The organism is Aeromicrobium sp. 50.2.37, assembly GCF_024655735.1.
In the GTDB taxonomy this organism is placed as follows: domain Bacteria; phylum Actinomycetota; class Actinomycetes; order Propionibacteriales; family Nocardioidaceae; genus Aeromicrobium.
On sequence record NZ_JANLGG010000001.1, the window covers coordinates 215,495 to 242,416 of the forward strand.

General features: G+C 71.5%; 28 protein-coding genes. 16 read left to right on the top strand and 12 right to left on the bottom strand.

All coding sequences use genetic code 11. From position 1 onward, the window contains the following. The first annotated feature begins 13 nt into the window (after positions 1-13). From whiA to NUV38_RS00925, 7 genes are all read left to right on the top strand, one after another. Positions 14-997, top strand: coding sequence for a DNA-binding protein WhiA (whiA, locus tag NUV38_RS00895; protein ID WP_257727333.1), 984 nt, complete (start codon positions 14-16; stop codon positions 995-997). Positions 998-1,037: 40 nt separating this feature from the next. Further along, on the top strand, positions 1,038-1,778 hold the full coding sequence (locus NUV38_RS00900; RefSeq protein ID WP_257727449.1) for a putative protein N(5)-glutamine methyltransferase: 741 nt from the start codon (positions 1,038-1,040) through the stop codon (positions 1,776-1,778). A gap of 63 nt (positions 1,779-1,841) precedes the next feature. Further along, positions 1,842-2,846: a type I glyceraldehyde-3-phosphate dehydrogenase gene (gene gap, locus NUV38_RS00905; RefSeq protein ID WP_056554530.1), complete on the top strand. Its 1,005-nt coding sequence runs from the start codon at positions 1,842-1,844 to the stop codon at positions 2,844-2,846. 25 nt (positions 2,847-2,871) lie between these two features. Then, positions 2,872-4,065: a phosphoglycerate kinase gene (gene pgk / locus NUV38_RS00910; protein WP_374625714.1), complete on the top strand. Its 1,194-nt coding sequence runs from the start codon at positions 2,872-2,874 to the stop codon at positions 4,063-4,065. Continuing rightward, positions 4,065-4,859: a triose-phosphate isomerase gene (gene tpiA, locus NUV38_RS00915; protein ID WP_257727335.1), complete on the top strand. Its 795-nt coding sequence runs from the start codon at positions 4,065-4,067 to the stop codon at positions 4,857-4,859. The genes pgk and tpiA overlap by 1 nt, the downstream gene beginning before the upstream one ends. Before the next feature lie 15 nt (positions 4,860-4,874). Then, the gene (gene secG, locus NUV38_RS00920; RefSeq protein WP_055968002.1) at positions 4,875-5,111 is read left to right on the top strand and encodes a preprotein translocase subunit SecG; all 237 of its coding nucleotides are present in this window, start codon (positions 4,875-4,877) and stop codon (positions 5,109-5,111) included. A gap of 1 nt (position 5,112) precedes the next feature. After that, entirely contained in the window at positions 5,113-5,466 is a 354-nt protein-coding gene (locus tag NUV38_RS00925) for an RNA polymerase-binding protein RbpA (RefSeq protein ID WP_257727336.1), read from the top strand. A gap of 74 nt (positions 5,467-5,540) precedes the next feature. On the opposite strand, the gene pgl is transcribed toward NUV38_RS00925, so the two are convergent. From pgl to tkt, 6 genes are read right to left on the bottom strand one after another with little or no spacing between them, the layout of a single operon-like run. Next, the gene (pgl, locus tag NUV38_RS00930; protein ID WP_257727337.1) at positions 5,541-6,263 is read right to left on the bottom strand and encodes a 6-phosphogluconolactonase; all 723 of its coding nucleotides are present in this window, start codon (positions 6,261-6,263) and stop codon (positions 5,541-5,543) included. Then, positions 6,263-7,162, bottom strand: a complete 900-nt coding sequence (locus tag NUV38_RS00935; RefSeq protein ID WP_257727338.1) for a glucose-6-phosphate dehydrogenase assembly protein OpcA — start codon at positions 7,160-7,162, stop codon at positions 6,263-6,265. The genes pgl and NUV38_RS00935 overlap by 1 nt, the downstream gene beginning before the upstream one ends. Further along, positions 7,162-8,694: a glucose-6-phosphate dehydrogenase gene (zwf, locus tag NUV38_RS00940; protein WP_257727339.1), complete on the bottom strand. Its 1,533-nt coding sequence runs from the start codon at positions 8,692-8,694 to the stop codon at positions 7,162-7,164. The genes NUV38_RS00935 and zwf overlap by 1 nt, the downstream gene beginning before the upstream one ends. Beyond that, positions 8,691-10,295, bottom strand: coding sequence for a glucose-6-phosphate isomerase (locus NUV38_RS00945; protein ID WP_257727340.1), 1,605 nt, complete (start codon positions 10,293-10,295; stop codon positions 8,691-8,693). Before NUV38_RS00945 ends, zwf begins: the two co-directional genes overlap by 4 nt. 3 nt (positions 10,296-10,298) lie before the next feature. Next, entirely contained in the window at positions 10,299-11,387 is a 1,089-nt protein-coding gene (gene tal / locus NUV38_RS00950; protein WP_257727341.1) for a transaldolase, read from the bottom strand. A gap of 38 nt (positions 11,388-11,425) precedes the next feature. Then, positions 11,426-13,618: a transketolase gene (gene tkt, locus NUV38_RS00955; protein WP_257727342.1), complete on the bottom strand. Its 2,193-nt coding sequence runs from the start codon at positions 13,616-13,618 to the stop codon at positions 11,426-11,428. Positions 13,619-13,715: 97 nt separating this feature from the next. Between tkt and NUV38_RS00960 the strand changes: the two genes are divergently transcribed. Genes NUV38_RS00960 through NUV38_RS00970 form a run of 3 tightly spaced genes read left to right on the top strand, consistent with a single transcriptional unit; the run spans position 13,716 to position 15,570 of the window. After that, a complete protein-coding gene (locus NUV38_RS00960) occupies positions 13,716-14,756 on the top strand; it encodes a heme o synthase (protein ID WP_257727343.1) in 1,041 nt (346 codons plus the stop codon). Next, the gene (locus NUV38_RS00965; RefSeq protein ID WP_257727344.1) at positions 14,753-15,109 is read left to right on the top strand and encodes a hypothetical protein; all 357 of its coding nucleotides are present in this window, start codon (positions 14,753-14,755) and stop codon (positions 15,107-15,109) included. The genes NUV38_RS00960 and NUV38_RS00965 overlap by 4 nt, the downstream gene beginning before the upstream one ends. Beyond that, a complete protein-coding gene (locus NUV38_RS00970; protein ID WP_257727345.1) occupies positions 15,106-15,570 on the top strand; it encodes a GNAT family N-acetyltransferase in 465 nt (154 codons plus the stop codon). Before NUV38_RS00965 ends, NUV38_RS00970 begins: the two co-directional genes overlap by 4 nt. Before the next feature lie 25 nt (positions 15,571-15,595). On the opposite strand, the gene NUV38_RS00975 is transcribed toward NUV38_RS00970, so the two are convergent. From NUV38_RS00975 to NUV38_RS00990, 4 genes are read right to left on the bottom strand one after another with little or no spacing between them, the layout of a single operon-like run. After that, positions 15,596-16,297, bottom strand: coding sequence for a hypothetical protein (locus tag NUV38_RS00975; protein WP_257727346.1), 702 nt, complete (start codon positions 16,295-16,297; stop codon positions 15,596-15,598). Positions 16,298-16,355: 58 nt separating this feature from the next. Continuing rightward, positions 16,356-17,318, bottom strand: coding sequence for a heme A synthase (locus NUV38_RS00980; RefSeq protein WP_257727347.1), 963 nt, complete (start codon positions 17,316-17,318; stop codon positions 16,356-16,358). Then, a complete protein-coding gene (locus NUV38_RS00985; RefSeq protein WP_257727348.1) occupies positions 17,309-18,082 on the bottom strand; it encodes an ABC transporter permease in 774 nt (257 codons plus the stop codon). Before NUV38_RS00985 ends, NUV38_RS00980 begins: the two co-directional genes overlap by 10 nt. Further along, a complete protein-coding gene (locus tag NUV38_RS00990) occupies positions 18,079-18,999 on the bottom strand; it encodes an ABC transporter ATP-binding protein (protein WP_257727349.1) in 921 nt (306 codons plus the stop codon). Before NUV38_RS00990 ends, NUV38_RS00985 begins: the two co-directional genes overlap by 4 nt. Before the next feature lie 60 nt (positions 19,000-19,059). Between NUV38_RS00990 and NUV38_RS00995 the strand changes: the two genes are divergently transcribed. After that, entirely contained in the window at positions 19,060-20,148 is a 1,089-nt protein-coding gene (locus NUV38_RS00995; RefSeq protein ID WP_257727350.1) for an ATP-dependent DNA ligase, read from the top strand. Between the two features lie 34 nt (positions 20,149-20,182). Here the strand turns inward: NUV38_RS00995 and NUV38_RS01000 are convergent, their stop codons facing one another. Next, a complete protein-coding gene (locus tag NUV38_RS01000; RefSeq protein WP_257727351.1) occupies positions 20,183-20,965 on the bottom strand; it encodes a GTP pyrophosphokinase family protein in 783 nt (260 codons plus the stop codon). 62 nt (positions 20,966-21,027) lie between these two features. Between NUV38_RS01000 and NUV38_RS01005 the strand changes: the two genes are divergently transcribed. Together NUV38_RS01005 and NUV38_RS01010 are read left to right on the top strand one after the other, a co-directional pair. Further along, a complete protein-coding gene (locus NUV38_RS01005) occupies positions 21,028-21,606 on the top strand; it encodes a YdeI family protein (RefSeq protein ID WP_257727450.1) in 579 nt (192 codons plus the stop codon). Positions 21,607-21,742: 136 nt separating this feature from the next. Further along, positions 21,743-22,360 (top strand): hypothetical protein, encoded by a 618-nt coding sequence (locus tag NUV38_RS01010; protein WP_257727352.1) that lies wholly within the window; start codon positions 21,743-21,745, stop codon positions 22,358-22,360. Positions 22,361-22,366: 6 nt separating this feature from the next. On the opposite strand, the gene NUV38_RS01015 is transcribed toward NUV38_RS01010, so the two are convergent. Further along, the gene (locus NUV38_RS01015) at positions 22,367-23,470 is read right to left on the bottom strand and encodes a DNA polymerase domain-containing protein (protein ID WP_257727353.1); all 1,104 of its coding nucleotides are present in this window, start codon (positions 23,468-23,470) and stop codon (positions 22,367-22,369) included. A gap of 112 nt (positions 23,471-23,582) precedes the next feature. Here NUV38_RS01015 and NUV38_RS01020 point away from each other — a divergent pair, with 112 nt between their 5' ends. The 3 genes from NUV38_RS01020 to sufD are packed head-to-tail and all read left to right on the top strand — an operon-like array spanning position 23,583 to position 26,919. Beyond that, the gene (locus tag NUV38_RS01020; protein ID WP_257727451.1) at positions 23,583-24,281 is read left to right on the top strand and encodes a metalloregulator ArsR/SmtB family transcription factor; all 699 of its coding nucleotides are present in this window, start codon (positions 23,583-23,585) and stop codon (positions 24,279-24,281) included. Beyond that, entirely contained in the window at positions 24,278-25,702 is a 1,425-nt protein-coding gene (gene sufB, locus NUV38_RS01025; RefSeq protein WP_055968058.1) for a Fe-S cluster assembly protein SufB, read from the top strand. Before NUV38_RS01020 ends, sufB begins: the two co-directional genes overlap by 4 nt. Beyond that, positions 25,699-26,919: a Fe-S cluster assembly protein SufD gene (sufD, locus tag NUV38_RS01030; protein ID WP_257727354.1), complete on the top strand. Its 1,221-nt coding sequence runs from the start codon at positions 25,699-25,701 to the stop codon at positions 26,917-26,919. The genes sufB and sufD overlap by 4 nt, the downstream gene beginning before the upstream one ends. Positions 26,920-26,922: the final 3 nt, after the last annotated feature.

Here is a 26,922-nt window from a genome sequence, read left to right on the forward strand (position 1 = left end):
GGAGGACGCCCGGATGGCGATGACGGCCCAGGTCAAGTCGGAGCTCGCGAGCACGACGATCTCGAAGGCGTGCTGCCGCAAGGCCGAGGTGGCCTCGATGCTGCGGTTCGCCGGCGGTCTGCACATCGTCGCAGGACGGATCGTCGTCGAGGCCGAGCTCGACACCGGGGCGGTGGCGCGTCGGCTGCGGCGTGACATCCAGGAGGTCTACGGTCACGACAGCGAGGTGCTGGTCGTGCAGGGGACCAACCTGCGCAAGGGCAACCACTACGTGGTGCGGGTGGCCAAGGACGGCGAGGCGCTGGCCCGACAGACCGGGCTCGTCGACGCCAGCGGTCGCCCCGTGCGTGGACTGCCGCCGCAGGTCGTCTCCGGTGCGTCGTGCGACTCGGTGGCGGCCTGGCGCGGCACGTTCCTCGCGCACGGGTCCCTCACCGAGCCGGGTCGGTCGTCCGCCCTCGAGGTGAGCTGCCCCGGACCCGAGGCCGCCCTCGCCCTGGTGGGCGCTGCCCGACGTCTCGGCATCAGCGCCAAGGCCCGTGAGGTGCGTGGTGGCGACCGGGTCGTCATCCGCGACGGCGAGGCGATCGGGGCCCTGCTCACCCGCCTCGGTGCCCACGAGACGCTGCTCGCGTGGGAGGAGCGCCGCATGCGGCGCGAGGTGCGCGCCACGGCCAACCGGCTCGCCAACTTCGACGACGCCAACCTGCGCCGCTCCGCACGAGCCGCGGTCGCCGCCGGCGCACGCGCCCAGCGCGCGCTCGAGATCCTGGCCGAGGACGTGCCCGACCACCTCAAGATGGCCGGCGACCTGCGCGTGGAGCACCGCCAGGCCAGCCTCGAGGAGCTCGGCCAGCTGCACGTGCCGCCGCTCACGAAGGACGCGATCGCCGGCCGGATCCGCCGCCTCCTCGCCATGGCCGACAAGCGTGCGTCCGACCTCGGCATCCCCGACACCGAGGCCAGCGTCAACGAGGACTCCCTCCCTGAGGCCTGAGTCCGAGACCGGGCCCACGGTCGAGGCGCTCGCCGCGCGGCTGCGCGCCGCGGGCTGCGTCTTCGCCGAGGACGAGGCATGCCTGATCCTGCAGGCCACCGACGACGGAGCCCGGCGCGACGAGATGGTCGAGCGACGTGCTGGCGGCGCCCCGCTCGAGGTGCTGCTGGGCTGGGCCGAGCTCGCCGGCGTTCGGGTGAGCCTGCGACCGGGAGTGTTCGTGCCGCGTCGACGGTCGTCGCTCCTCGTCACGCAGGGGCTGGACGCGCTGGGCCCCGACGGCGCCGTGGTGGTCGACCTCTGCTGCGGCTCGGGCGCCCTGGGCCTGGCGCTGGCGCGCGCCCGGCCCGACGTCGAGCTCCACGCGGCCGACCTGGACGAGGTGGCGTGCAGGTGTGCGGCCGAGAACCTGCGCGGCGTCGGCGAGGTGCATCGCGGTGACCTGTTCGAGGCCCTTCCGGTCGACCTGCGCGGCCGGGTGGACCTCCTGCTCGTGAACGCTCCCTACGTGCCGAGCGACGAGGTGGCGCACCTGCCGCGTGAGGCGCGCGACCACGAGCCGCGCGTCGCGCTCGACGGAGGGGCCGACGGCGTCGACGTGCACCGCCGGGTGGCCGACCGGGCGGGGGAGTGGGCCGTGCGCGGTGGGACGGTCCTCGTCGAGACCTCCGAGCGCCAGGCCCGGAGCACCGCCGGGGCCTTCGACCCGGACCGGTGGACCGTCGAGGTGGTCACCGACGACGAGATCGGGGCCACCGCCGTGCGGGCGACTCGCCGGTAGCCACGGCGACTCGATAGGCTGCAGACGATCATCACCTCGACCCCAGTAGGAGCAGGTTTCATCGTGACCGTTCGCGTGGGCATCAACGGCTTCGGCCGCATCGGCCGCAACTTCTTCCGGGCGGCCCGTGCCGCCGGCGCCGACATCGAGATCGTCGCCGTCAACGACCTGACCGACAACAGGACGCTCGCGACGCTCCTCAAGTACGACTCGATCCTGGGCCGCCTCGACGCCGACGTGTCCTTCGACGACACCTCGATCACCGTCGGCGACCAGAAGATCGCCGCCTTCGCCGAGCGCGACCCCGCGAAGCTGGACTGGGCCTCCGTGGGCGTCGACGTCGTCGTGGAGTCCACCGGCTTCTTCACCGACGCCACCAAGGCCAAGGCCCACGTCGACGGCGGTGCGAAGAAGGTCATCATCTCCGCGCCCGCGAAGAACGAGGACGCCACGATCGTCATGGGCGTCAACCACGAGACCTACGACGCCGACGCGCACACGGTCATCTCCAACGCCTCCTGCACCACCAACTGCCTCGCGCCGATGGCCAAGGCCCTCAACGACGCGCTCGGCATCGAGCGTGGCCTGATGACCACGATCCACGCCTACACGCAGGACCAGAACCTCCAGGACGCGCCGCACAGCGACCTGCGCCGCGCTCGCGCCGCCGCGCTGAACATCGTCCCCACGTCGACGGGTGCCGCCAAGGCCGTGAGCCTGGTGCTCCCCGAGCTCAAGGGCAAGCTCGACGGCTACGCGCTGCGCGTCCCCGTGCCGACCGGCTCGGCCACCGACCTCACGTTCACCGCCTCGCGCGAGACGTCGGTCGAGGAGGTCAACCAGATCCTCAAGGACGCCGCCGAGGGCCCCCTCAAGGGCTTCCTGACCTACACCGAGGACCCGATCGTCTCCACCGACATCGTCACCGACCCCTCGTCGTGCATCTTCGACTCGGGCCTGACGAAGGTCATCGGCGACCAGGTCAAGGTCGTCGGCTGGTACGACAACGAGTGGGGCTACTCCAACCGTCTCGTCGACCTCGTCAAGCACGTCGGCGCCTCCCTCTGACGTGGCGGTCCAGACGATCGACGGCCTGCTCGACGAGCACGGCGGCGACCTCTCCGGCACGCGGGTGCTGGTGCGCAGCGACCTGAACGTCCCGCTCGACGGCAGCACCATCACCGACGACGGTCGGGTGCGCGCCAGCGTTCCCACCGTCCGTCGTCTGGCCGAGGCCGGCGCGCGGGTGCTCGTGATGGCCCACCTGGGTCGTCCCAAGGGTGCGCCGGACCCGGCGTACTCCCTGGCCCCGGTGGCCGAGCGGCTGGCCGAGCTGCTCGGCAGCCCGGTGCTGTTCGCCAACGACACCGTCGACGTCGAGGCGCAGCGGATCTCCGCGGCGCTGCAGGACGGGCATGTCGCCGTGCTGGAGAACGTCCGGTTCAACGAGGGCGAGACGAGCAAGGACGACGCAGTTCGTGGCGCCTTCGCCGACCAGCTCGCGGCGTTGGCCGACGTGTTCGTCTCCGACGGCTTCGGCGTCGTGCACCGCAAGCAGGCCAGCGTCTACGACGTCGCCACGCGGCTCCCGGCCGTGGTCGGTGGGCTGGTGCAGGCCGAGGTCGAGGTCCTGCAGCGGCTGACCGAGACCCCCGAGCGGCCCTACGTGGTCGTGCTCGGCGGCTCCAAGGTGTCCGACAAGCTGGGCGTGATCGACAACCTCATCGACAAGGCCGACAGCCTGCTCATCGGTGGTGGCATGGTCTTCACGTTCCTCAAGGCCGCCGGCCACGACGTCGGCTCCTCGCTGCTCGAGGCCGACCAGCTCGACGTCGCCCGTGAGTACGTGGAGCGCGCCGAGGCCAAGGGTGTCGAGCTCGTGCTGCCGACCGACGTGGTCGTGGCGCCGGAGTTCTCCGCCGACGCGCCGGCCACCGTCGTCGCCGCCGACGCGATCCCCTCCGACCAGATGGGTCTGGACATCGGCCCCGACAGCGCGGCCCGCTTCGCCGAGGTCGTGCGGGGTGCGCACACGGTCTTCTGGAACGGCCCGATGGGCGTGTTCGAGTTCGACGCGTTCGCCGCGGGCACGAAGGCCGTCGCCCAGGCGCTCACCGAGGTGGACGGCCTGTCGGTCGTCGGGGGTGGCGACTCCGCCGCCGCCGTGCGTCGCCTCGGCTTCTCCGACGACCAGTTCGGCCACATCTCCACCGGGGGTGGAGCGAGCCTGGAGTACCTGGAGGGCAAGACGCTCCCCGGTCTCGACATCCTGGAAGGGAACGCGTGATGGCACGGACTCCGCTCATGGCGGGCAACTGGAAGTCCAACCTCAACCACCAGGAGGCCGTCGTCCTGGTGCAGAAGCTGGCGTGGACCCTGCAGGACAAGAAGCACGACGGCACGCGCTCCGAGGTCGTGGTGATCCCGCCGTTCACCGACATCCGCAGCGTCCAGACCCTCGTCGACGGGGACCGCCTGTCCCTGCGCTACGGCGCGCAGGACGTCTCCGAGCACGACGGCGGTGCGTACACCGGTGAGATCACGGCGGCCATGCTGGCGAAGCTCGGCTGCTCCTACGTGGTCGTCGGGCACTCCGAGCGTCGCGAGTACCACCACGAGACCGACGCCGTCGTGAACGCCAAGGCCAAGCGCGCGCTCGCCGCCGACCTCACCCCGATCGTCTGCGTCGGCGAGGGACTCGAGGTGCGGCAGGCCGGTGAGCACGTCGCCCACACGCTCGCGCAGGTCGACGGCTCGCTGGCGGGCCTCACCCCGGAGCAGGTCGCCGGCCTGGTCGTCGCGTACGAGCCCGTGTGGGCGATCGGCACCGGCGAGGTCGCCACGCCCGAGGACGCCCAGGAGGTGTGCGCAGCCATCCGTGCCCGCGTGGCGGAGACCTGCTCGTCGGAGGCTGCGGACGCAGTGCGTATCCTGTACGGCGGATCGGTCAAGGCGGCCAACATCGCCGCGATCATGGCGAAGTCCGATGTGGACGGCGCCCTGGTCGGCGGTGCCAGCCTCCAGGCGGAGGAGTTCGCCGCCGTCGCCCGGTTCTACGACATGCCGGCCCTGCCCTCCTGACGGAAGACCCACACTGTGATCATCCTGTTCTCGTCCGTGCTGACGATCGCGAGCCTGCTCATGATCGTGCTGATCCTCATGCACAAGGGGCGCGGAGGCGGCTTGTCCGACATGTTCGGCGGCGGCATCTCGAGCTCGCTCGGAGGCTCCTCGGTCGCCGAGCGCAACCTCGACCGCATCACGGTCGGCATCGCCGTCATCTGGGCGATCTCGATCATCGCCCTCGGGCTGCTGCTGAAGGTGAGCAACTGACATGGCGGCAGGAGCCATCCGCGGCAGCCGCATCGGGTCCGGGCCCATGGGCGAGGCGGAGCGCGGTGAGGCCGCGCCCCGCAAGGCCGTCACGTACTTCTGCATCAACGACCACCAGACACTGCTGCACTTCGCCCTCGAGGCCGAGCCGCCGGAGTCCTGGGACTGCCCGCGGTGCGGCATGCCGGCCAGCGCCGACGCCGAGAACCGCCCGACGGCGCCCAAGACCGAGCCCTACAAGACGCACCTGGCCTACGTGAAGGAACGTCGCAGCGAGGACGAGGCGCAGGTGATTCTCACCGAGGCCCTCGACTCCCTGCGCGCGCGCCGCAAGTCCGGCGACGTCATCTTCTGATCCGCCTCCGGCACGGTCCGACCTCGACGCCCTCGTCCCACGGGACGGGGGCGTCGGCGCGTACCGGGCTCGAGCTACCGCAGCGCGCTCGCTGCCGCCTCGTCGAGGAACCAGAGGGTCTCGTCGAGGCCGTGGGCGCCCCGGGCGGGGGTCTCGTCGACCGTCCCCTCGGGAGCAAGCGCGCGGGCCACGGCATCGGCCTTGCCGTCACCGGACACGAGGAACCACGTGGCCCGAGCGTGGTTGAGGGCGCCGAAGGTGAGGCTGATGCGCTCCGGGGGCGGCTTCGGCGAGCCGAACACCTCGACGCACCGGCGCTCCTGCTCGTGCAGCTGGGTGAAGCCGGGGAACAGCGAGGCCACGTGCCCGTCCGGGCCCAGACCCAGGAGCACGACGTCGAAGGGCTCCTCGGGCAGGGTGGCGCCGTAGGCGTCGGCCGCCTCGGCCATGGAGGTGGAGCAGCCGTGCGCCGGCATGGACCGCACGTTCTCTGCCGGGACGCTGCACCGGTCGAGGAAGCTGTCGCGCGCCTGTTGGTCGTTGCGGTCGTCGTGTCCCTCCGGGACGAACCGCTCGTCACCGAACCAGTAGACAACGTCGGCCCAGCGCGCGGCGTCGACGTCGAGCCGCTCGTAGATCTCGATGGCGATGGTGCCACCGGTGAGCACCACGTGCGGGACCCGTCCCTCCGCCTGGGCCGCGGCCACCCGTTCGGCCAGCCGGGTCGCCACCGCCTCGGCCAGGGTCGTGGCGTCGGGGTGGACGTGGGTGACGGGCTCGGGTGCCGTGGGGCTCATCAGGACTCCAGCAGGTGGGTGATCGTCTCGTGGTACACGTCGTCGGCGTCGAGCCGGCGCAGGTCCTCGGCGAGGAGCTCGGCGAGCGAGCGGGCGCCGAGCGGCACGTGCCGGGGTGCCGATCCCGGGATGGAGAACAGGCACGACTCGGCGTCGATCCGCTCGATGGTCACGTCGCCGGTGGCCGTCTCGAGCACGACCCGTGAGATCTGCTCGGTGTCGCTGCGTCGCTGGGTGATCGGGACCCCGAGCCGACTCTGGAGCCAGGCGGTCAGCAGCGTGGCGGCGGGGTTGCCGGAGCCGGCCTCGACGACGCCACGCTCCACCGTGCCGGTGGCCTGGTCCAGCGCGGCGGCCAGCAGGGCGCGCCAGGGCGTGAGCCGCGTCCAGCTCAGGTCGGTGTCGCCGGGGGCGTAGTTCCGAGCCGTGCTCTTCAGCGTGCGCACCGGTGAGTCGGTCGCCTCGGCATCGGTCAGCCGGCGCTGGGCCAGCCGGCCGATCGGGTCCTGCGAGGGGGCGGCAGGGGGCTTGCCCGGCCACCACACCACCACCGGGGAGTCAGGGAGCAGCAGTGGCAGCACCACGGACTCGGCATGCCGGGTGAGCGGCCCCGACAGGCGCAGCAGGATCGACTCGCCGGCGGCGTTCTCGCCCACCCGGACGGTGGCGTCGACCCGCGGGTGCCCGCGCCCGTCGCCCAGGACGATGCCGATGACGCGAGAGGGGTGCTCGCGCGAGAGCACCGCGGCCGTGCGGAGCGCGTCGCCCACGGTCTCGTCGTCGGTCACGACCAGGGCCGTGAGCACCATGTCCATGGCCGGGCTGCCGGAGTCGACTCGCGCACGCACCATGGCGCGTGCGATCTCCGGTGAGGTCGTGTCGTCGAGGTTGATCTGCATCAGGGTCGCCTCCAGACGCGGCCGTCACGTTCCATCATGGCGTCGGCGGTCGGCGGTCCCCACGTCCCCGACGTGTAGGTGTCGATGGAACGCTGCCGCGTCCAGTGGGCGATGACGGGGTCGAGGATCTTCCAGGACAGCTCGACCTCCTCCTGCTGCGGGAACAGCGGTGGATCTCCGAGCAGGACGTCGAGGATGAGCCGCTCGTAGGCCTCCGGGCTGCTCTCGACGAACGCGCCACCGTAGGCGAAGTCCATGAGCACGTCGCGGATCTCCATCGTGGTGCCCGGGACCTTGGCGCCGAAGCGCAGCGTGACCCCCTCGTCGGGCTGGATGCGCATGACGAGGGCGTTCTTGCCGAGCTCCTCGATGTCGTTCTTGCTGAACGGCTGGTGCGGTGCGGCCTTGAACACGACCGCCACCTCGGTGACGCGTCGACCGAGACGCTTGCCGGTCCGCAGGTAGAACGGGACCCCGGCCCAGCGGCGTGTGGCCACGTCGACGCGCACCGCTGCGTAGGTCTCCGTGCGCGACTCCTGCGGGATGCCCTGCTCCTCGAGGTAGCCCACGACGTGCTCGCCGCCGGCCCAGCCGGCGGTGTACTGCGCCTGCGCCGTGTGGTCGGCCATCGGCGTGGCCGGGCGGGCGTTGGCCAGGATCTTCTGCTTCTCGATCCGCAGACTCTCGGCGTTGAAGGACACCGGCTCCTCCATGGCGATGAGGGCCATCAGCTGGAGCAGGTGGTTCTGGATCACGTCACGCGCGGCGCCGATGCCGTCGTAGTAGCCCGCACGCGTGCCGATGCCGATGTCCTCGGCCATGGTGATCTGCACGTGGTCGACGTAGTGGCTGTTCCACAGCGGCTCGAACATCCCGTTCGCGAAGCGCAGCGCGAGGATGTTCTGCACCGTCTCCTTGCCGAGGTAGTGGTCGATGCGGAACACGCTCTCGCGGGGGAACACCTCGGAGACGAGGGAGTTGAGCGTCCGTGCTGACTCGAGGTCGTGGCCGAACGGCTTCTCGATGACGACCCGACGCCACCCGCCCGACTGGTCGGCGAGTCCGTGCTGCTTGATCTTGCCGACGACCACCGGGAAGAGACCCGGGGGGATCGAGAGGTAGAAGGCGTGGTTCCCGCCGGTGCCCTGCTGCTCGTCGAGCTCGGCCATGGTGGCGGCCAGCTGGAGCCAGGCTGCATCGTCGTCGAACTCACCGGGCACGAAGCGGATGCCCGCCTCCAGCTGCGTCCAGACGGTCTCGCGCCAGGGTGTGCGGGCACCCGCCTTCGCCGAGTCCTTGAGCATGTCGGCGAACTGCTGGGTTCCGAAGTCGTGCCGGGCGAAGCCGACGAGCGCGAACCCCGGCGGCAGGAGACCGCGGTTCGCGAGGTCGTAGATCGCCGGGATCAGCTTCTTGCGGGCGAGGTCGCCCGTGACGCCGAACATGACGACGCTGCAGGGCCCGGCGATCCTCGGGAGCCGACGGTCGCGCGGGTCCCGCAGCGGGTTGGTACCGGTGCTCGTCCCGCTCATGCGAGCAGGTCGCGCACCGTGGCGGCAGCGGCCTCGGGGTCGGCGAGGTGGAGTCGGAGCACGGGCCTGCCGTGGTCCTGGAGCACCTGCGCGTCGCCGGCGGCCTGGGACGCGATGAACTCACCGAAGGTGAAGTCGCGACCGGGGACGGCGAGGTCCTCCGCGGGATCGCTCGTGAGCTGCAGGTAGACCCCCGTGGCCGGGCCACCCTTGTGGTACTGCCCGGTGGAGTGCAGGAACCGCGGACCCCAGCCGAACGTGACGGGGCGCCCCGTCCGGCGGGCCAGCAGCTCGCGGAGACCGGCGTACGCGCTGAGCTCCCAGCGGTCGAGGTAGGCGTGCACGGCGACGTACCCGTGCTCAGGGTCCAGCTGGTCGAGGAGCGCCTGGACCGCGTCGGGCAGCGATCCGGCGCTCGTGCCGAAGGCGCTGACGGGTCCGTCCGTGACGTCGGCCGCGCCCTCGTCGTCGGAGCCGCCGCTGAGCTTGTCGCGCGCAGCCTGCTTGGCGCTCTCGACGTCGGGCTGGTCGAAGGGGTTGATGCCGATGAGGGCACCCGCCACGCTGACCGCGACCTCCCAGAGCAGCATCTGGGCGCCGAGCCCGCCGGTCACCCCGGCGGACCAGCCCGAGGTGCTCGTGGGGGGCTGGGCGGAGCCCGTGACGACCAGGAGCGAGTCGGGCGTGCTGGGGTCGACGTTGACCGCGTGCGTGCTGGGCACGACGACGGGCAGGATCCCGCGACCCTGCTTGCCGGTCGACTCGGCCACGAGCTGCTCGATCCAGTCGCCCACGCCCCAAGCCCCGGAGGTGCCGGCGTCGTGGTCGAGCAGGACGAGCTTGTCGACCGAGGCCCGGTTGGCGACGCCGAGTGCGGCCCCGAGCCGGAGAGCAGGGTTGGCGGCGTCGTCGGCGAACAGCGCCGCTCCGGCAGCCTCCGCCTCGTCGAGCAGGGCGCCGACGTCGGCTCCGGCGAGGCCGCTGGGCACCAGCCCGAAGGCGGTGAGCGCCGAGTACCGGCCGCCGACCTCGGGGTCGGCGTGGAAGACGCGGTACCCTGCGGCCGTGGCCTGCTCGTCGAGTGGCGAGCCCGGGTCGGTGACCACGACGATGTGGTCGGCGGGGGAGAGGCCCGCATCGCCGAGAGCCTGCTCGTAGGCACGACGCTGGCTGTCGGTTTCCACCGTCCCGCCGGACTTGCTGGAGACGACCACGACCGTGCGCTCCAGACGGTCCGCGAGCGCGGACCGCACCATGTCGGGCTGTGAGGAGTCGAGCACGGTCAGCTCCACGCCTGCGGCGGCGCAGATGACCTCGGGCGCCAGCGACGACCCGCCCATGCCGCAGAGCACGACGTGATCGAGGCCGCGTGCGTGCAGCTCGGAGCGCAGAGCCTCGACCTGCGCGACGAGCGGACGCGACGTCTCGGCCAACGTCGTCCAGGACAGGCGCTTCGAGGCCTCGGACTCGGCGTCCGGGCCCCACAGGGTGGCATCACCGGCGAGCAGGCGGGAGGCGAAGCGCTCGGTGACCAGGTCGCCGAGCGCCGCCTCGAGGCCCGCCTCGTCGCCGACGGTCAGCGTGACGTCGGGTCGGGACACGGCTCAGGCCTTCTCGAGCTCGGCGGTGACGGTCTCGAGCAGCTCGGCCCAGGACGCGTCGAACTTCTCCAGCCCCTCGTCCTCGAGGACCTTGACCACCTGGTCGTAGGAGACGCCGGCCTCCTCGAGCGCGGCGATGACCGCCCGCGAGTCGTCGTAGGTTCCGTGCACCGTGTCGCCGGAGACCTCGCCGTGGTCGCTGAACGCCTGGAGCGTCTTCTCCGGCATGGTGTTCACCGTGCCGTCGACGACCAGCTCGCTCACGTAGAGCGTGTCGGGCAGGGCGGGGTCCTTGACACCGGTGGAGGCCCACAGCGGCCGCTGCGGGTTGGCGCCCTTGGCTCGGAGTGCCGCGAAGCGCTCGCTGCCGAAGACCTCCTCGTACGCCTCGTACGCCAGACGGGCGTTGGCCAGCGCAGCCTTGCCGCGCAGCTCGTGTCCCTCGCCGAGCTGCTTGTCGACCTCGGAGTCGACGCGGCTGATGAAGAACGACGCGACCGAGTGGATGGCCGACAGGTCACGGCCCTCGGCCGCCGCCGTCTCGAGACCCTCGAGGTAGGCGTCCATGACCCCGCGGTACCGCTCGAGGGAGAAGATCAGCGTGACGTTGACGCTGATGCCCTGGCCGATCGTCTTGGCGATCGCGGGCAGGCCCTCGACCGTCGCGGGGATCTTGATCAGCGTGTTGGGGCGGTCGACCCGGTCCCAGAGCTTGCGCGCCATGGCGACCGTCGCGTCGCTGTCACGCGCCAGTCCCGGCTCGACCTCGATCGAGACCCGGCCGTCGACGCCGTTGGTCGCGTCGTACACGCCCGTGAAGATGTCGCACGCCTGCTGCACGTCGGTCGTGGTGATCTCGAAGACCGCCTCGTCGACGTCGGCGCCGGCGGCCTTCAGCTCCTTGACCTGCTCGGCGTACTTCTCGCCCTTCGACAACGCCGAGGCGAAGATCGTCGGGTTGGTGGTGACGCCGACGACGTTCTGGTCACGGATCAGCTCGGCGAGGTTGCCGCTCTCGATCCGTTCGCGGGACAGGTCGTCGAGCCAGATGGACACTCCGGCGTCGCTGAGGTTCTGCAGTCGCTCGTTCATGGTCGTCTCCCGATCAGGGTTGAGGTCTCGTGACGTGCTCAGGACTCCCGGTGGCTGCCGCCACCGGGTGCGTCCGGGTTGTCGCCCGGTCCCACCGGTCCGGAGGGGCGGGCGAAGAACGGGACGCCGCCGGTGTGCTGCGACGCCTCGATGGACTCCTTGGCCGAGGCCACGACGGCCTCGGCGGTGATGCCGAACTTCTCGTACAGCGTCCCGGCGGCGGCCGAGGCACCGAAGTGCTCGATGCCGACGAACCGGCCGGCGTCGCCGAGGACGTCGCGCCAGCCGAAGGACACGCCGGCCTCGACGGCGACACGGGCGCGCAGCTGCGGGGGGAGCACGCTGTCGCGGTACCCGGAGTCCTGCTGCTCGAACCACTCGCGCGACGGCATGGAGACCACGCGGGCCTGGATGCCGTCGCCCGCGAGGAGCTCGCGCGCCTTGACGGCGAGCTGGACCTCGGAGCCGGTTCCCACGAGGACGACGTCGGGCTCACCGTCGGTGTCCAGCAGCACGTAGGCGCCACGGGCGGCGCCGTCGGCAGCTGCGTACCCCTCGGTGCCGCGGGGGAAGGTCGGCACGTTCTGGCGGCTGAGCGCGAGGGCGACCGGTCGGTTGGTGATGCCCATGAGCGTGCGCCACGCGACCGCGACCTCGTTGGCGTCGGCAGGTCGCACGACGTCGAGGCCGGGGATGGCGCGCAGGGCGGCCAGGTGCTCGATCGGCTGGTGGGTGGGACCGTCCTCGCCGAGGCCGATGGAGTCGTGCGTCCAGACGTAGGTGACCGGGAGCTCCTGCAGTGCCGCGAGGCGGACCGCGGGACGCATGTAGTCGCTGAAGACGAGGAACGTGCCGCCGTACGGGCGGGTGAGCCCGTGCTGGACCATCCCGTTCATGATGGCGCCCATCGCGTGCTCACGGATGCCGAAGTGCAGCACGCGGCCGTACCAGCCGCCCTGGAACTTCTCGGTGGACCACTCCGGGGGCAGGAACGACGGCTCGCCCTTGGGGGTGGTGTTGTTCGAGCCGGCGAGGTCGGCCGACCCGCCCCAGAGCTCGGGGAGCTCGGGAGCGATGGCCGTGAGCACGTCGCCGGACGCCGCGCGGGTGGCCACGCCCTTCTCGCTGGTCTCGAAGGTCGGCAGTGCCGACTCCCAGCCGTCGGGCAGGACCCGGTCGGTGAGGCGCTGCAGCAGGGCGGCGCCGTCCGGGTTCGAGGTGGCCCAGGCGTCGAAGCGCTGCTGCCAGTCCCCGCGCGCAGCGGCGCCGCGGTCGCGTGCGGACTGCGTGTGGGCGATGACGTCGTCCGCGACCGCGAAGGTCTGCTTGGGGTCGAAGCCCAGCAGCTCCTTCGTGGCCTTGATCTCGTCGGCGCCGAGGGCGGACCCGTGCGAGGCGCCGGTGTTCTGCGCCGACGGGGCCGGCCACGCGATGATCGTGTGCAGCTGGATGAAGGACGGCTTGTCGGTGACGGCCTCGGCGGCCTGGTAGGCGTCCCACAGCGCCTGCAGGTCCTCCTCGTAGCCCGTGCCGCCGTTGGTCCAGTCGACGGTCTGCACGTGCCAGCCATAGGCGGCGTAGCGCGCGGCGACGTCCTCGGTGAACGCCACGTCGGTGTCGTCCTCGATGGAGATCTTGTTGGCGTCGTAGAGCACCGTCAGGTTGCCGAGCTTCTGGTGACCGGCCAGCGACGAGGCCTCGGCGGAGACACCCTCCTGGACGTCGCCGTCGGAGGCGATGACGTAGACGGAGTGGTCGAAGGGGCTCTCGCCGGCGGCGGTGTCGGGGTCGAGCAGCCCCCGCTCACGACGGGCGGCCATGGCCATGCCCACGGCGTTCGCGATGCCCTGGCCGAGCGGGCCCGTGGTGACCTCGATGCCGGGGGTGTGGCGGTACTCCGGGTGGCCCGGGGTCTGGCTGCCCCACGTGCGCAGGCTCTTGAGGTCGTCGAGCGTCATCGGGTAGCCGGCGAGGTAGAGCTGGATGTACTGCGTCAGGCTCGAGTGGCCGCACGACAGCACGAAGCGGTCGCGGCCGACCCACTGCGGATCGCTGGGGTCGTGGCGCATGAGCTTCTGGTAGAGCAGGTAGGCCGCCGGGGCGAGGCTCATGGCGGTGCCGGGGTGGCCGTTGCCGACCTTCTCGACGGCGTCCGCCGCGAGCAGTCGGGCGGTGTCCACCGCCTTGGCGTCGAGCTCGGTCCAGTCCAGGGTGGTGGAGGTGCTGGTCACGGTGTGTGGCGCTCCTGCGATCGGGTTCGGATCAGGCTGTCGGGGCCCTGCGGAGCCCTCGGTTCGACCCTACTCGCGTGCGACTAGACTCTGCTACGTGAGTGCCCCGAGGTTGAGACGACGCGACATGTCCTCGGCCACCCCTCCCTCCGGAGTCCCCCCGGTCGACGGTTCCGTCGACGGTTCGGCCGACGCCGACCCCGTTCTCGGCCAGGGCCCCCGCAGGGTGACGTCGGCCCAGGTGACCCGCTCCGGTCCGGTCGACGTGGTCAACGCGTACGTGGCGCTCATGAAGCCGCGGATCATCGAGCTGCTGCTGCTCACGACCGTCCCGGTCATGTTCCTCGCCGCACGCGACGTGCCCTCCTTCTGGCTGATCGTGGCCACCGTGGTGGGTGGCACGCTCTCGGCCGGCAGCGCCAACGCGCTCAACAACGTCTTCGACGCCGACATCGACCAGAAGATGCGCCGCACGGCACGACGTCCGCTCCCGCGGCACGGCGTGTCGACGGCCGGTGCGCTGTGGTTCGGTCTCGCGCTCGCCGTCGTCTCCACGCTGGGGCTCGGTCTGCTGGTCAACTGGCTGTCCGCCTGGCTGTCACTGGCCGCGAACGTGTTCTACGTCGTGGGCTACACGATGATCCTCAAGCGCCGCACGCCGCAGAACATCGTGTGGGGCGGGGCGGCCGGGTGCTTCCCGGCCCTCATCGGCTGGACCGCCGTCACGAACGAGCTCGCGTGGCCGCCAGTGGTGCTGTTCCTGGTGGTCTTCTTCTGGACGCCGCCGCACTTCTGGTCGCTCGGTCTGCGCTACCGCGACGACTACGCCGCGGCGGGCGTGCCGATGCTGCCGTCGGTCGCCAGTGCTGCGGTCGTCTCGCGCCAGATCGTCGCCTACTCGTGGGTGATGGTCGCGACGTCGCTGGCCCTGTGGCCGGTTGCCGGCATGGGCTGGTTCTACCCGGGTGCGGCGATCGTGCTCGGCATCGTCTTCCTCGTCGAGGCCTACGACCTCCGCTCGCGTGCGAAGGAGTCCGAGGAGCTCTCGGTGATCAAGCCCATGCGGCTCTTCCACTTCTCCAACGCGTACCTCGCCCTGCTGTTCGTCGCCGCCGCGGCCGACCCGTTCCTGCGATGATCCCGGCGGCCTGGGAGCCGTACCACCGACCGGACGACGGCGAGCACGTCGGCTACCTGCGTCCCGACGGCGACCTGGTGGTGCCGTGCACCCTGCTCGGGACCGCCCTGGCGGAACCGCTCGAGCGCGACGACGCGGAGACCGTTCTTGACGACGTCGGGCTGTCCTACCTCGCCGAGACCTGGTTGCTGATCGACGACGACGGCACGCAGCGACGGGTGGTGCTCGTGGAGGTCGACGCGGCGCGCGCCGTCGTGACCGACGCCGGCTCGGCACTCGTGGTCGGTGCGCCGGCCGACGAGCGTGGCCGCAGGGAGGTCTCGCTCCCCACCGACCGGCTGCGACTTCGGTGACCACGACGGTCGAGCGGCTCGGGCCCGACGACTGGGCACGGTTCCGCGCGGTGCGGCAGGCCTCGCTGCGTGGCGACCCCTCCGCCTTCGCGGCCTCTGCGCACCGCTGGCTCGACGAGCTCGACGTCGAGCAGCACTGGCGGGCGCGCCTCGGCGACGTCCTGACGCTCGTGGCCACCCGGTCCGGGGTGGACGTCGGCACGGCAGGGCTCGACCGGTCCGGGCAGCTGATCGGCATGTGGGTGGACCCCGCGGTGCGGGGCACGGGGATCGGGTGGTCGCTGGTGGAGGCCGTGCTGGCGCTCGCGCCGCCGGAGGTGCCGGTGCACCTGCGGGTGATGGCCGACAACGGTCCCGGCGTGCGGTTCTACGAGCGCTGCGGCTTCCGCCTGGTGACGGTCGACGCCGACGCCGAGGGCTGCCTGGCGATGACCTACGCGCCGCAGCCCGACCACGGCTGAGCCGCGGAGCCCGGCGGGACCACGGTCAGGCGGTCAGCCGCCAGCCCGCGACGTCGATCACGAAGTGGGCGAGCACGAGCGCCCCGAGGTAGAAGGTCGAGACCGCCAGGGCGCCCGCGACCCGGTGCGCGAGCGGTCGTCCGCGGGTGAGCAGGAAGGCCGTGGCCGTGGCCCACCCGAGCGCCGCCTCGGCGGGCAGGACGTAGAGCGCGACACCGAGCACGCGGGTGGTCGCACCCGTCGGCTCCCACAGGCCGACCACCGGAGCGAGGAGCTCGGCGCCGGCGAACACCGCGAGCGCCGCCAGTGCCGACCTGCCGGGCCTCAGGCCGGCCAGGACCACGGCAAGGAACAACGGGGCGATCCACATCGCCGCCATCGCGAGCGGGATGACGTCGTCGACCCGCGGACCACCGCGATCGGGGAACGCCAACGTCCCCACGAGGTCCGCGAGCACCCAGTCGGGCAGGACCTGGAAGACGGAGACCGGCACCAGGAAGATCGCCAGCGCCGCCCAGTCGGCTCGGCCGACTGCCCGGCAGACCAGCGGGAGCGCCACCGCGTACGCCACGACGACGACGAGGACGCCCCACCCCTGCGCAGGGACGGGGAGCGACAGGGCCACGCCGCCGCCGACGAGCAGGGCTGCGTGGACGAGCACGAGGCCGCGGAGGGCCCCGGCGTCCGGGGCGACGAGCTCGTCGGCCGGTGCGGGGGTGGGGGACACGCGGTCAACCTAGGGTCGGCGCGCTGCACCGTCAACGGTCGCGCCGGGAGCTACGTCCTCAGGCCGGGCGGCCGACGACCGCGTCGTGCTCGAGCGGCCGCGGCGAGGCGGGGGACGGGTGGACGGTCACGACGAGCCGCGTGGCCACGGCCACCAGCACCGCCGCACCGACGAGGTGCACCGCCACCAGGGCGACCGGCAGGTCGGTGAAGTACTGCACGAACCCGATCACCCCCTGCCCGAGCTCGGCGACGAGCAGCCAGACGGCGGCCCTCAGCGCCGGCGTCCGCGACGTCACGTCGCGGCCGCGGCGCAGCAGGACGATCGTCGCCGCGGTCAGTCCGACGAGCAGGTAGACGGCCCAGGCGTGCACGTGGCTCCACAGCTGGGGGTCGAGGCCGTTGCGCGGCACGTCGAGGTCACCGGCGTGCGGGCCGCTGCCGGTGACGACGGTGCCGAGGTAGACCACGACCCAGAGCGTCGCGTACACCGCCAGCACCAGCCGCCGGACCAGCACCGAGGAGGTGGAGGCCGTCTCGGCACGCACGCGCAGGAGCAGCCAGGTGGACCCCGCGACGAGGAAGAGCGAGAGCACGAGGTGCAGCGCCACGATCCACGGGTTGAGGTCGGTGAGCACGGTGATGCCGCCGATGACCCCCTGGAACGGGACACCGGCGGCCAGCACGACCGCGTGCCGGCGGAGGCGACGACCCTCGCTCCAGCGCCAGACGGCCACGAGGGTCCCGATCGCGATCGCGATGAGCACGTACGTCAGCAGCCGGTTGCCGAACTCGATCAGACCGTGCAGGCCCAGCTCGCTGTGCGGCACGAAGGACTCCTCCGTGCAGCGCGGCCAGGTCGGGCAGCCAAGCCCTGACGCGGTGAGCCGGACGAGACCCCCCGTGAGGATGATGACCGTGTTCGCGACGAGGCTCGCCCAGGCCCACCGCTGCACGACGGCGCGGTCAGGGTGGCGCAGACCCAGGGTCGGGTAGCCGGACGGCGTGGAGGTCATTCCCATCGGAAGGTCCTAGCGGTGAGGGCGGTGCCGACGGCAGCCCACGCCGCGAGCACCACGAGGGGGAGCAGGTCGACCGTGCCGCCCTCGAAGGCCGAGCGCATGCCCTCGCCGAGAGCGCCCGACGGAAGCAGGGCGAGCACGCCCTGGGCGCCGTCGGGGTAGCGGGACAGGGGGACCAGCAGGCCCCCGCCGACGAGGAGGAGCACGTACACCAGGTTGGCCACGGCGAGCGTGGCCTCGGCACGCAGCGTTCCTGCGATGAGGAGACCGAGCGAGCCGAAGGCGGCCGTGCCCAGCACCGCGAGCAGCACGAGCAGCGCCCACGGGGCGAGGCCACCGGCCGGGTCCCACCCGAGCAGCAGGGCGACGCACGCGAGCACGAGCAGCTGGAGGAGCTCGACGACCACGACCGCCGCCGACTTGCCGGCGAGCAGCCCCCACCGGGGCAGTGGAGAGGCGCCGAGCCGCTTGAGCACGCCGTAGCGGCGCTCGAAGCCGGTCGCGATCGCGACCGACGTGAACGACGTCGAGAGCACCGCGAGGCCGAGGACGCCGGGGGTGACGACGTCGATCGGCCGTCCTGCGCCGAGGTCGACCACGCGGCCCGACCGGGTGCCCGCGACGAGCAGGAGCAGCGGGATGACCAGCGTGATCAGCAGCTGCTCGCCGTTGCGGGCGAGCAGGCGCAGCTCCATGCGGGTCTGCGCCGCCACCATGGCCGCGGTCGACGCGGCGCCGGGGCGGGGGGAGAGGTCGAGACTCATCGCAGGGCACGTCCCGTCAGGTCGAGGAACCGGTCCTCGAGCGTCTGGCGCTCCACGAGCACCGAGTCCGCGAGGACGCCCTGTCCGGCGAACCACGCGGTGAGCGTGGCGAGCAGTGACGGGTCGACGGCGCCGACGACGACGTACTGGCCCGGGGCCTGCTCGTGCACCTTGCTCTCCGGCGGCAGCGCCGACATGAGGGCGTCGACGTCGAGCGCCGGCCGCGCGGTGAACCGCACCGTGTTCTCCGCCCCCGAGCGCGAGAGCTCGGCGGGGGAGCCGCTCGCGATGACCCGGCCGGCGTCGACGATGTGGACGACGTCGCTCAAGGCCTCGGCCTCGTCCATGAAGTGGGTGGTGAGCACCGTCGTGACGCCACCAGACCGCAGCTCGTCGATCAGGTCCCACGTCGCGCGTCGGGCCTGCGGGTCCAGGCCGGCGGTGGGCTCGTCGAGGAAGACCAGCTCGGGACGCCCGACCACGGCCATGGCCAGCCCGAGTCGCTGCTGCTGCCCGCCCGACAACCGGCGGTAGGCGGTGCGACCGCACGAGCCCAGGCCGAGCCGCTCGCTGAGGGCGTCGACGTCGAGGGGGTGGGCGTGCAGCGACGCCATGTGGCGCAGCATCTCCTCGGCTCGCACGCCCGACCAGGCGCCACCGGCCTGGAGCATGACGCCGACACGGGGACGCAGACGGACGGCGTCGCGGACCGGGTCCAGGCCGAGCACCCGGACGTGCCCAGAGGTGGGGCGTCGGAAGCCCTCGCACGTCTCGACGGTGCTCGTCTTGCCGGCGCCGTTGGGACCGAGGATCGACGTGACCGTGCCGGCCTCGACCTCGAGCGAGAGTCCGTCGACCGCGGTGACGTCGCCGTAGCGGACCACCAGGTCGGTGACGGCGACGGCGGGCTGGTTCACCAGGACAGTCTAGTGATCGGGTGCCACGCCGGCGGCCCCGACCCGGCCTAGGGTGGGCCCGTGGACCTGCCCGTCATGCCGCCGCTGCGACCGATGCTCGCCAAGTCCGTGGCGGCCGTGCCGTCGGCGGACGGGGACTACCTCTTCGAGCCCAAGTGGGACGGCTTCCGGGCCATCGTCTTCCGCGACGGCGACGAGGTCGAGATCGCGAGCCGTTCCACCAAGTCGCTGACGCGTTACTTCCCCGACGTCGTGGCGGCCGTCCTGGAGCAGCTTCCCGACCGGTGCGTCGTCGACGGAGAGATCGTCACGGCCGTCGGTGACCGGCTCGACTTCGACACGCTGTCGCAGCGCATCCACCCCGCGGCCTCGCGCGTCGAGATGCTCGCCCGGGAGACGCCGGCCAGCCTCGTGGTCTTCGACCTGCTGGCCCTGGGCGACACGTCCTTCGTCGACGCGCCGCTCGGCGAGCGTCGGGCGGCCCTGGAACGCGCACTGTCCGACCTGTCCGCCCCCGTCCACCTCACGCGCACCACGGGGGAGTCGGCCGAGGCCATCCGCTGGTTCCACCAGTTCGAGGGGGCGGGCCTCGACGGGGTCATGGCCAAGCGCCTCGACGGGTCGTACGTGCCCAACGGCCGCTCGATGCTGAAGATCAAGCACGCGAGGACGGCCGACGTCGTGGTCGCGGGATACCGGTTGCACAAGACCTCCACGCCCGAGCAGCCGCTGCTCGGATCGATGCTGCTGGGCCTGTTCACCGAGGACGGCCGCCTCCAGCACGTGGGTGTCTGCGCCTCCTTCTCGGCCGCCCGCCGGGCCGAGCTCGTCGACGAGCTGGGCCCGTTGCGTGCGGATATCGACCAGCACCCCTGGGGCGCCTGGCAGAGCGAGGAGGCACACGCCGACGGACGGCTGCCCGGTGGCCAGAGCCGCTGGACGGGCACCAAGGACCTGTCGTTCGTGCCGCTGCGGCCCGAGCGGGTCGTCGAGGTCGGGTACGAGCACATGGAGGGCCGGGGCGAGCAGGGTCGCTTCCGGCACACCGCGCAGTTCAAGCGGTGGCGCCCCGACCGCGAACCCGGCTCGTGCACCTACGAGCAGCTCGAGGAGGTCGTGGCCTACGACCTCGGTGACGTCCTGACGTAGTCGACCGCCGGGGTGGCCGGTGCGAGCGCCGCGATCAGTCCGTCGCCAACCTGCGCAGCTGCTCGAGCAAGGCCTCGGACGGGACGAGCTCGTCGCCGGTCAGCAGGTCCTCGCGCACCTGTCGGGGGAGCGTCTCCACCCCGTCCTCGCCCAGGTGGCGCACCTCGTCGTGGAGTGCCTCCATGCGTGCGTCGAGCGCGTGTGCGGAGTCGGCGGCGTCGCACAGGCGCTCGGCCAGGTCGTCGGGCACGGCGCCGCGGTACTTGTAGTGGATCTTGTGCTCGAGGCTCGCCCAGAAGTCCATCGCGATGGTGCGCAGCTGCACCTCGACCGTCACCGGCACCGGCCCGTCGGACAGGTAGACCGGGACCTCCAGGAGCGTGTGCAGGCTGCGGTAGCCGTTCGTCTTCGGGGCGGCGATGTAGTCGCGGACGTCGAGCACCGTGAGGTCGTCCTGGGAGGTGAGCAGGTCGTGCACGCGGTACACGTCGGACACGAAGCTGCAGGTGACGCGCACCCCGGCGATGTCGGTGATGGTCTCGCGGATCGAGGCGTAGGTGGGGCGGGTGCCCTTGCGCCGCATCTTCTCGGCGAGGCTGTCGGGCGACTTCAGCCGCGAGGCGATGTGCTCGATCGGGTTCGTGTCGTGCATGAGGTCGAACTCGTCGCGCAGGATCGTCAGCTTGGTGACGACCTCCTCCATGCCGAAGCGGTGGCGGAGCATGAAGCGGCTGAAGTCCTGGCGGAGCAGCTTCGGGTCGCCGACGTGCAGGACGTCGTCGTCCAGGGGCACGGTGGCTCGGCTGCTCAGCTCCACCCGGTCAGCGTACGTCCCCGGCCTCGCGTCGATCCGTGGCTAACCTGTGACTCGTGGGAGTCATGGACGACGCCGAGCGTCTCGCGCCGGGGTCGAGGTCACGCTGGGGTGCCTGGTTGTCCGCCCACCACGCCGACACGCGCGGTGTCTGGCTCGAGGTGCCGGACCGGGTCGCCGACGGTGACGACGCCCTGTCCTACGAGAACGCGGTCTGCGAGGCGCTTTGCTGGGGCTGGATCGACGGGCAGGCCCGCTCAGGCGGTGAGGTCGGCGGCTCGGTCATCTGGTTCTCGCCGCGCCGGCCGGGCAGCCCGTGGGCGGCGTCGAACCGGGCGCGGGTGGAGCGGCTCGAGGCGGAGGGCCGGATGCGACCCCCAGGGCGGGCCCTGGTCGACGGAGCGCGCGGCGACGGATCGTGGACGGTCCTCGTCGGTCCCGAGAACGGGGTGGAGCCCGATGCCCTGCGTCGGGGTCTGGATGCCCATCCGGAGGCCCGGGCCTTCTGGGAGGCCCTGCCCCGCAGCGCCAGGCTCTACGCCCTCACGCAGGTGGCCACGGCCAAGCGCGAGGAGACGCGGCTGACGCGCATCGAGAAGCTGGTGGCGCAGTGCCGCGTGGGGACGCGACCGGACCGCGCTTGAAACGACATGAACAAATGTCCCGGTTTCGCGTCCGGCGACGGCTGCGTCACCTAGGATTTCGTCTGAAGCAGCGCAGAGGACGCGCGTCAAAGCGGCTCGGGGTCCCCCGTGTCCTGCACACACAGGGGTTGAGGACATGAAGTCTCGTGCCGTCGCGCTCGGCGTGGCCGTGTTGTTGATCACCGGGACATGGGCGGCAGCTGGCGCCACGCACGTCTACGAGCCCGCCCTCGAGGCCAAGGAGGGCCTGGTGTTCGTGGGCGGGCCGATCCGACTGGGCACCAACTTCGCCCTGCACGCCAATGGAACCCATGCCGTGCCTGGCGTCAAGAGCGTCAAGCGACGCGCCAATTGCGACATCGACGTCCATGTCGACTCCAGGAAGGGCGACAAGGTCGTCTCGGTCCTCGTCGACGAGGACGAGACCGTGTCGCGGCTCGGCATCACCGCAGGAGCTAGTGGAGGCTTGAACAAGATCAGCATCCAGATGTGGCGCAACGGCAAGAGGATCTGCCCCAACGACAAACGATTCGGGGCGTACGGCAACCTCTGGCTGCAGATTCTCATCTTCCGCCCGTCCGCGGCGGTCGACGAGTCCGAGTCGCGCTCCGACCTCCCGGCGGTTCCGGAGCGGAGCCCCGAGTCCGAGCGCGTCGACGCAGACTCCGAGGCGGATCCGCGGCTGCCGCCGGAACACGGCGACGTCCCGGCCCCCCAGGCCCCGGGTGAGGACGTCGAGGCACCCACGCCTTGAAGCCCGTCAGGTCGCGGCGTCCTTGGTGACCTTGTTCCGCGTGTCCTTGCTCGGCTGCACCCGCTTCGGCTCGCCCGGCATCTTCGGGTACTCCGGCGGGTAGGGCATGTCGCCGAGTCCACGCTCGAGGTCGGCGCGCCAGAGGTCGAGCAGGGGCTCGAGGGAGTGCGGTTGCGCGTCGATGTCGGCCCAGGCGTCGCCGCCCTGGGACGTCAGCAGGTCGGGGACGGTCCGGAGCGTGAAGGCCATCGGGTCGTCCACCGCGGCGAGTCCTTCCCACGTGAGGGGGAAGGAGACCGGTGCGCCCTGCTTCGGACGCAGGCTGTAGGCCGACGCGATCGTGCGGTCGCGGGCGTTCTGGTTGACGTCGACGAAGATGCGGTCGCCGCGCTCCTCCTTCCACCAGGCGGTGGTGAGCCGGTCGCTACGGCGTTCGAGCTCACGGCCCAGCGCGATCGCCGCGTGGCGCACGTCGGTGAAGGTCCGGCGTGGCTCGATGCGCACGTACACGTGCACGCCGTTCTTCCCGCTGGTCTTGGGGAACCCGCGCAGTCCCAGCTCCTCCAGCAGGGCCCGCACGTGCTCGGCCTCGCGGACGGCGTCGGCGAAGCCGGTGGCGCCGTGCGGGTCGAGGTCGATGCGCAGCTCGTCGGGGCGGTCGACGTCGGCGCGACGCACGGGCCACGGGTGGAAGGTGACCGTGCCCATCTGTGCGGCCCAGGCGACGACCGCGACGTGGTCCGGGCACAGCTCGTCGGCGACCCGGCCGGACGGGAAGTGCACGCGGACCGAACGGGCCCACTCGGGCATGCCGCGCATGAGCCGCTTCTGGTAGAACGCATCACCCTGCGGCCCACGACCGTGCGTGGCGTCGCGCGCGGTGAGCGTCATGCCGGGCAGCACGCCCTTGGGCCAGCGCTCGAGCGCCGTCGGACGGTCCCGCAGCGCTCGGACGATGCCGTCGGCGACCGCGACGTAGTACTCGACGACCTCGCGCTTGGTGATCTCCGGACCGTGGTCGGAGGCAGGGAAGATCACGCGCTCCGCGCTCGAGACACGTACCTCTCGTCCGTCCGCGTCGACCAGCACCGCGGGTGCCTTGGCAGCCATGTCGGTCAGCGTAGGCCCAGGTCGCGCGCTCCGCGGTGCTCCGGGGCCGGAGTGAGGCTGACCTTCGTTGAACGCCGGGAATCATTAACGGCACACTGGTGTTGTGAAATACATGCGTGCGGAGGAGATGTCGGCAGTCGTCGACGACGCCCCCACGCGCGAACGCGTCGCGACGTCGATCCTGGAGCACGGTCCGTCGACCGCCGCGGACCTCGCGCGGCGCCTCGGGCTCACGCCCGCAGCGGTGCGTCGCCACCTCGACGTGCTCCTGGCCGACGGGGTCGTGGCCCAGCGCCAGCCCCGCGCCACCACGGGTCGTGGGCGAGGCCGTCCGGCCAAGGTCTTCATGATCACCGATGCCGGACGCGACACCTTCGCGCACGCCTACGACGACCTCGCGGTCGACGCCCTCGGCTTCCTCGCCGAGACCGCCGGTGACGGCGCGGTCGTCGAGTTCGCCGCACGACGTCTGCGTGGTCTCACCGAGAAGTACCGCCCCCTCGTCGACGCCGCACCGGTCGACGAGCGCCCCCGCGTGCTGGCCGAGGCGCTCAGCGCCGACGGCTTCGCCGCGTCGGCAGGCACCACGCCGGCGGGCGCCCAGATCTGCCAGCACCACTGCCCGGTCGCGCACGTGGCCGCGGAGTTCCCCCAGCTGTGCGAGGCCGAGACGGCGATGTTCGCCGAGCTGCTCGGCTCCCACGTGCAGCGGCTCGCCACCATCGCCCACGGCGACGGCGTGTGCACGACCCACCTGCCCCATCCCCCTTCCCAAGCCACTGGTCCCACCACAGAGAGGGTGTCGTCATGACGACCAACTCGATCGAAGAGCTCAACCCCGGGCTCAAGGACGTCGGACGCTACGAGTTCGGCTGGTCCGACGCCGACGACAAGGGCGCGAACGTCCAGCGCGGTCTGTCCGAGGAGGTCGTGCGCAACATCTCCGGCCTCAAGGACGAGCCCGAGTGGATGCTCGCCCAGCGCCTCAAGGGTCTGCGCCTGTTCGGCCGCAAGCCCATGCCCGTCTGGGGCGCCGAGCTCGACGGCATCGACTTCGACAACATCAAGTACTTCGTGCGGTCCACGGAGAAGCAGGCCGCCACGTGGGACGACCTTCCCGAGGACATCAAGAACACCTACGACCGGCTCGGCATCCCCGAGGCCGAGAAGCAGCGTCTCGTCTCGGGCGTCGCCGCGCAGTACGAGTCCGAGGTCGTCTACCACTCGATCCGCGAGGACCTCGAGGAGAAGGGCGTCCTCTTCCTCGACACCGACACCGCGCTGAAGGAGCACCCCGAGCTCTTCGAGGAGTACTTCGGCACCGTCATCCCCGTCGGTGACAACAAGTTCTCGGCGCTCAACACGGCCGTGTGGTCCGGTGGCTCGTTCATCTACGTGCCCAAGGGCGTCCACGTCGATATCCCGCTGCAGGCCTACTTCCGGATCAACACCGAGAACATGGGCCAGTTCGAGCGGACGCTGATCATCGCCGACGAGGACTCCTACGTCCACTACGTCGAGGGCTGCACCGCGCCGATCTACTCCAGCGACTCGCTGCACTCGGCCGTCGTGGAGATCGTCGTCAAAAAGGGCGCCCGCGTCCGGTACACGACCATCCAGAACTGGTCGAACAACGTGTACAACCTGGTCACCAAGCGCGCCGTCTGCGAGGCCGGCGCCACCATGGAGTGGGTCGACGGCAACATCGGCTCCAAGGTCACCATGAAGTACCCGGCCGTCTACCTGATGGGCGAGCACGCCCGCGGCGAGACGCTGTCCATCGCCTTCGCCGGCGAGGGTCAGCACCAGGACGCCGGCGCCAAGATGGTGCACGCCGCGCCGCACACGTCGAGCTCGATCCTGAGCAAGTCGGTGGCGCGCGGTGGCGGTCGCACCTCCTACCGCGGCCTGCTGCAGGTCATGGAGGGCGCGCACGGCTCGGCCAGCACCGTCAAGTGCGACGCGCTGCTGGTCGACCAGATCAGCCGGTCCGACACCTACCCGTACGTCGACGTCCGCGAGGACGACGTGACGCTCGGCCACGAGGCCACGGTCTCGAAGGTCAGCGACGACCAGCTCTTCTACTTCATGCAGCGCGGCATGGAGGAGGACGAGGCCATGGCGATGATCGTCCGCGGCTTCGTCGAGCCCATCGCGCGCGAGCTCCCCATGGAGTACGCGCTCGAGCTGAACCGTCTCATCGAGCTGCAGATGGAGGGAGCCGTCGGATGACCCTCACCGACACCGACCGCACGGTCGAGAACATCGAGCAGGCGCTGGAGCTCGACCACGTCCAGTCCCACCTGCACCCCGTCCCCTCCTACGACGTCGCCACGCACCCGGTGCCGACGGGTCTCGAGGAGATCTGGCGCTTCACACCGCTCAAGCGGCTGCGCGGACTGCTGGAGGGCTCGCCGTCCGACGCGTCGCTCACCTGGGACGAGCAGCTGCCCGAGGGCGTCACGCTCACCCGCATCAGCACGCAGGAGGCGCAGGCCCTCGCGGTGAACGCCCCGTTCGACCGTCTGGGAGCGCTGGCCGTGGCCAACGCCGGGGGAGCGGTGCTGCTCGACGTCCCCGCCAACACCGAGCTGAGCGAGCCGGTACGTCTGCGGCTCACCGGTGACTCGGTCGAGTCCACCGTCTGGGGCCACGTCGTGGTCCGGGTCGGTGCGCACGCGAAGGCCACGGTCGTCATGGACCACGCCGGCAGCGCCACGTACGACGCGTTCACGCAGGTCGTGGTGGCCGACGGCGGTTCGCTCGACCTCGTCACCGTCAACGACTGGGCGGACGACGCCGTCCACGCCGGCCAGTACAACGTGCGGGTCGGGCGTGACGCCTCGGTGCGCGCCTTCGAGATCTCCCTCGGTGGAGACCTCGTGCGCACCAACGTCAACGTCGACTACGCCGGTCCCGGCGGCAGCGCCGAGCTGCTCGGCGTGTACTTCGCCGACGCCGGCCAGCACATCGAGCACCGTCAGTTCATCGACCACACGGCGCCCCGCACGCGCAGCAACGTCGAGTACAAGGGCGCGCTGCAGGGCCAGGACGCCCACACGGTGTGGGTCGGCAACGTGCTGATCCGCAAGGTCGCCGAGGGCATCGACACCTTCGAGCAGAACGACAACCTCGTCCTGACCGACGGCGCCAAGGCCGACTCCGTGCCGAACCTGGAGATCGAGACCGGTGACATCGCCGGTGCCGGTCACGCCAGCACCACGGGCCGCTTCGACGACAACCACCTGTTCTACCTGCAGAGCCGGGGGATCGAGGAGTCCGAGGCGCGTCGTCTCGTCGTCCACGGGTTCTTCAACGACATCATCCGTCGGATCGGCGTGCCCGAGCTGCAGGAGCGGCTCGTCGCGGCCATCGAGGACGAGCTGTCCGGTGCGGACCTGTCGAAGCTGGACCGCCGCCCGGAGGCCCCGACCGAGGCCGGTGCCTGAGCG

Coding starts and splice junctions, on each gene's coding strand:
- pgl (WP_257727337.1), bottom strand. CDS start 6,263: ATGAGCCCCACGGCACCCGAGCCCGTCACCCACGTCCACCCCGACGCC.
- NUV38_RS01010 (WP_257727352.1), top strand. CDS start 21,743: ATGAAGTCTCGTGCCGTCGCGCTCGGCGTGGCCGTGTTGTTGATCACC.
- tal (WP_257727341.1), bottom strand. CDS start 11,387: ATGAACGAGCGACTGCAGAACCTCAGCGACGCCGGAGTGTCCATCTGG.
- NUV38_RS01015 (WP_257727353.1), bottom strand. CDS start 23,470: ATGGCTGCCAAGGCACCCGCGGTGCTGGTCGACGCGGACGGACGAGAG.
- sufD (WP_257727354.1), top strand. CDS start 25,699: ATGACCCTCACCGACACCGACCGCACGGTCGAGAACATCGAGCAGGCG.
- NUV38_RS00985 (WP_257727348.1), bottom strand. CDS start 18,082: ATGAGTCTCGACCTCTCCCCCCGCCCCGGCGCCGCGTCGACCGCGGCC.
- NUV38_RS00935 (WP_257727338.1), bottom strand. CDS start 7,162: ATGCAGATCAACCTCGACGACACGACCTCACCGGAGATCGCACGCGCC.
- sufB (WP_055968058.1), top strand. CDS start 24,278: ATGACGACCAACTCGATCGAAGAGCTCAACCCCGGGCTCAAGGACGTC.
- tpiA (WP_257727335.1), top strand. CDS start 4,065: ATGGCACGGACTCCGCTCATGGCGGGCAACTGGAAGTCCAACCTCAAC.
- whiA (WP_257727333.1), top strand. CDS start 14: ATGGCGATGACGGCCCAGGTCAAGTCGGAGCTCGCGAGCACGACGATC.
- zwf (WP_257727339.1), bottom strand. CDS start 8,694: ATGAGCGGGACGAGCACCGGTACCAACCCGCTGCGGGACCCGCGCGAC.
- NUV38_RS01005 (WP_257727450.1), top strand. CDS start 21,028: ATGGACGACGCCGAGCGTCTCGCGCCGGGGTCGAGGTCACGCTGGGGT.
- NUV38_RS01020 (WP_257727451.1), top strand. CDS start 23,583: ATGCGTGCGGAGGAGATGTCGGCAGTCGTCGACGACGCCCCCACGCGC.
- NUV38_RS00965 (WP_257727344.1), top strand. CDS start 14,753: ATGATCCCGGCGGCCTGGGAGCCGTACCACCGACCGGACGACGGCGAG.
- NUV38_RS00980 (WP_257727347.1), bottom strand. CDS start 17,318: ATGGGAATGACCTCCACGCCGTCCGGCTACCCGACCCTGGGTCTGCGC.
- NUV38_RS00925 (WP_257727336.1), top strand. CDS start 5,113: ATGGCGGCAGGAGCCATCCGCGGCAGCCGCATCGGGTCCGGGCCCATG.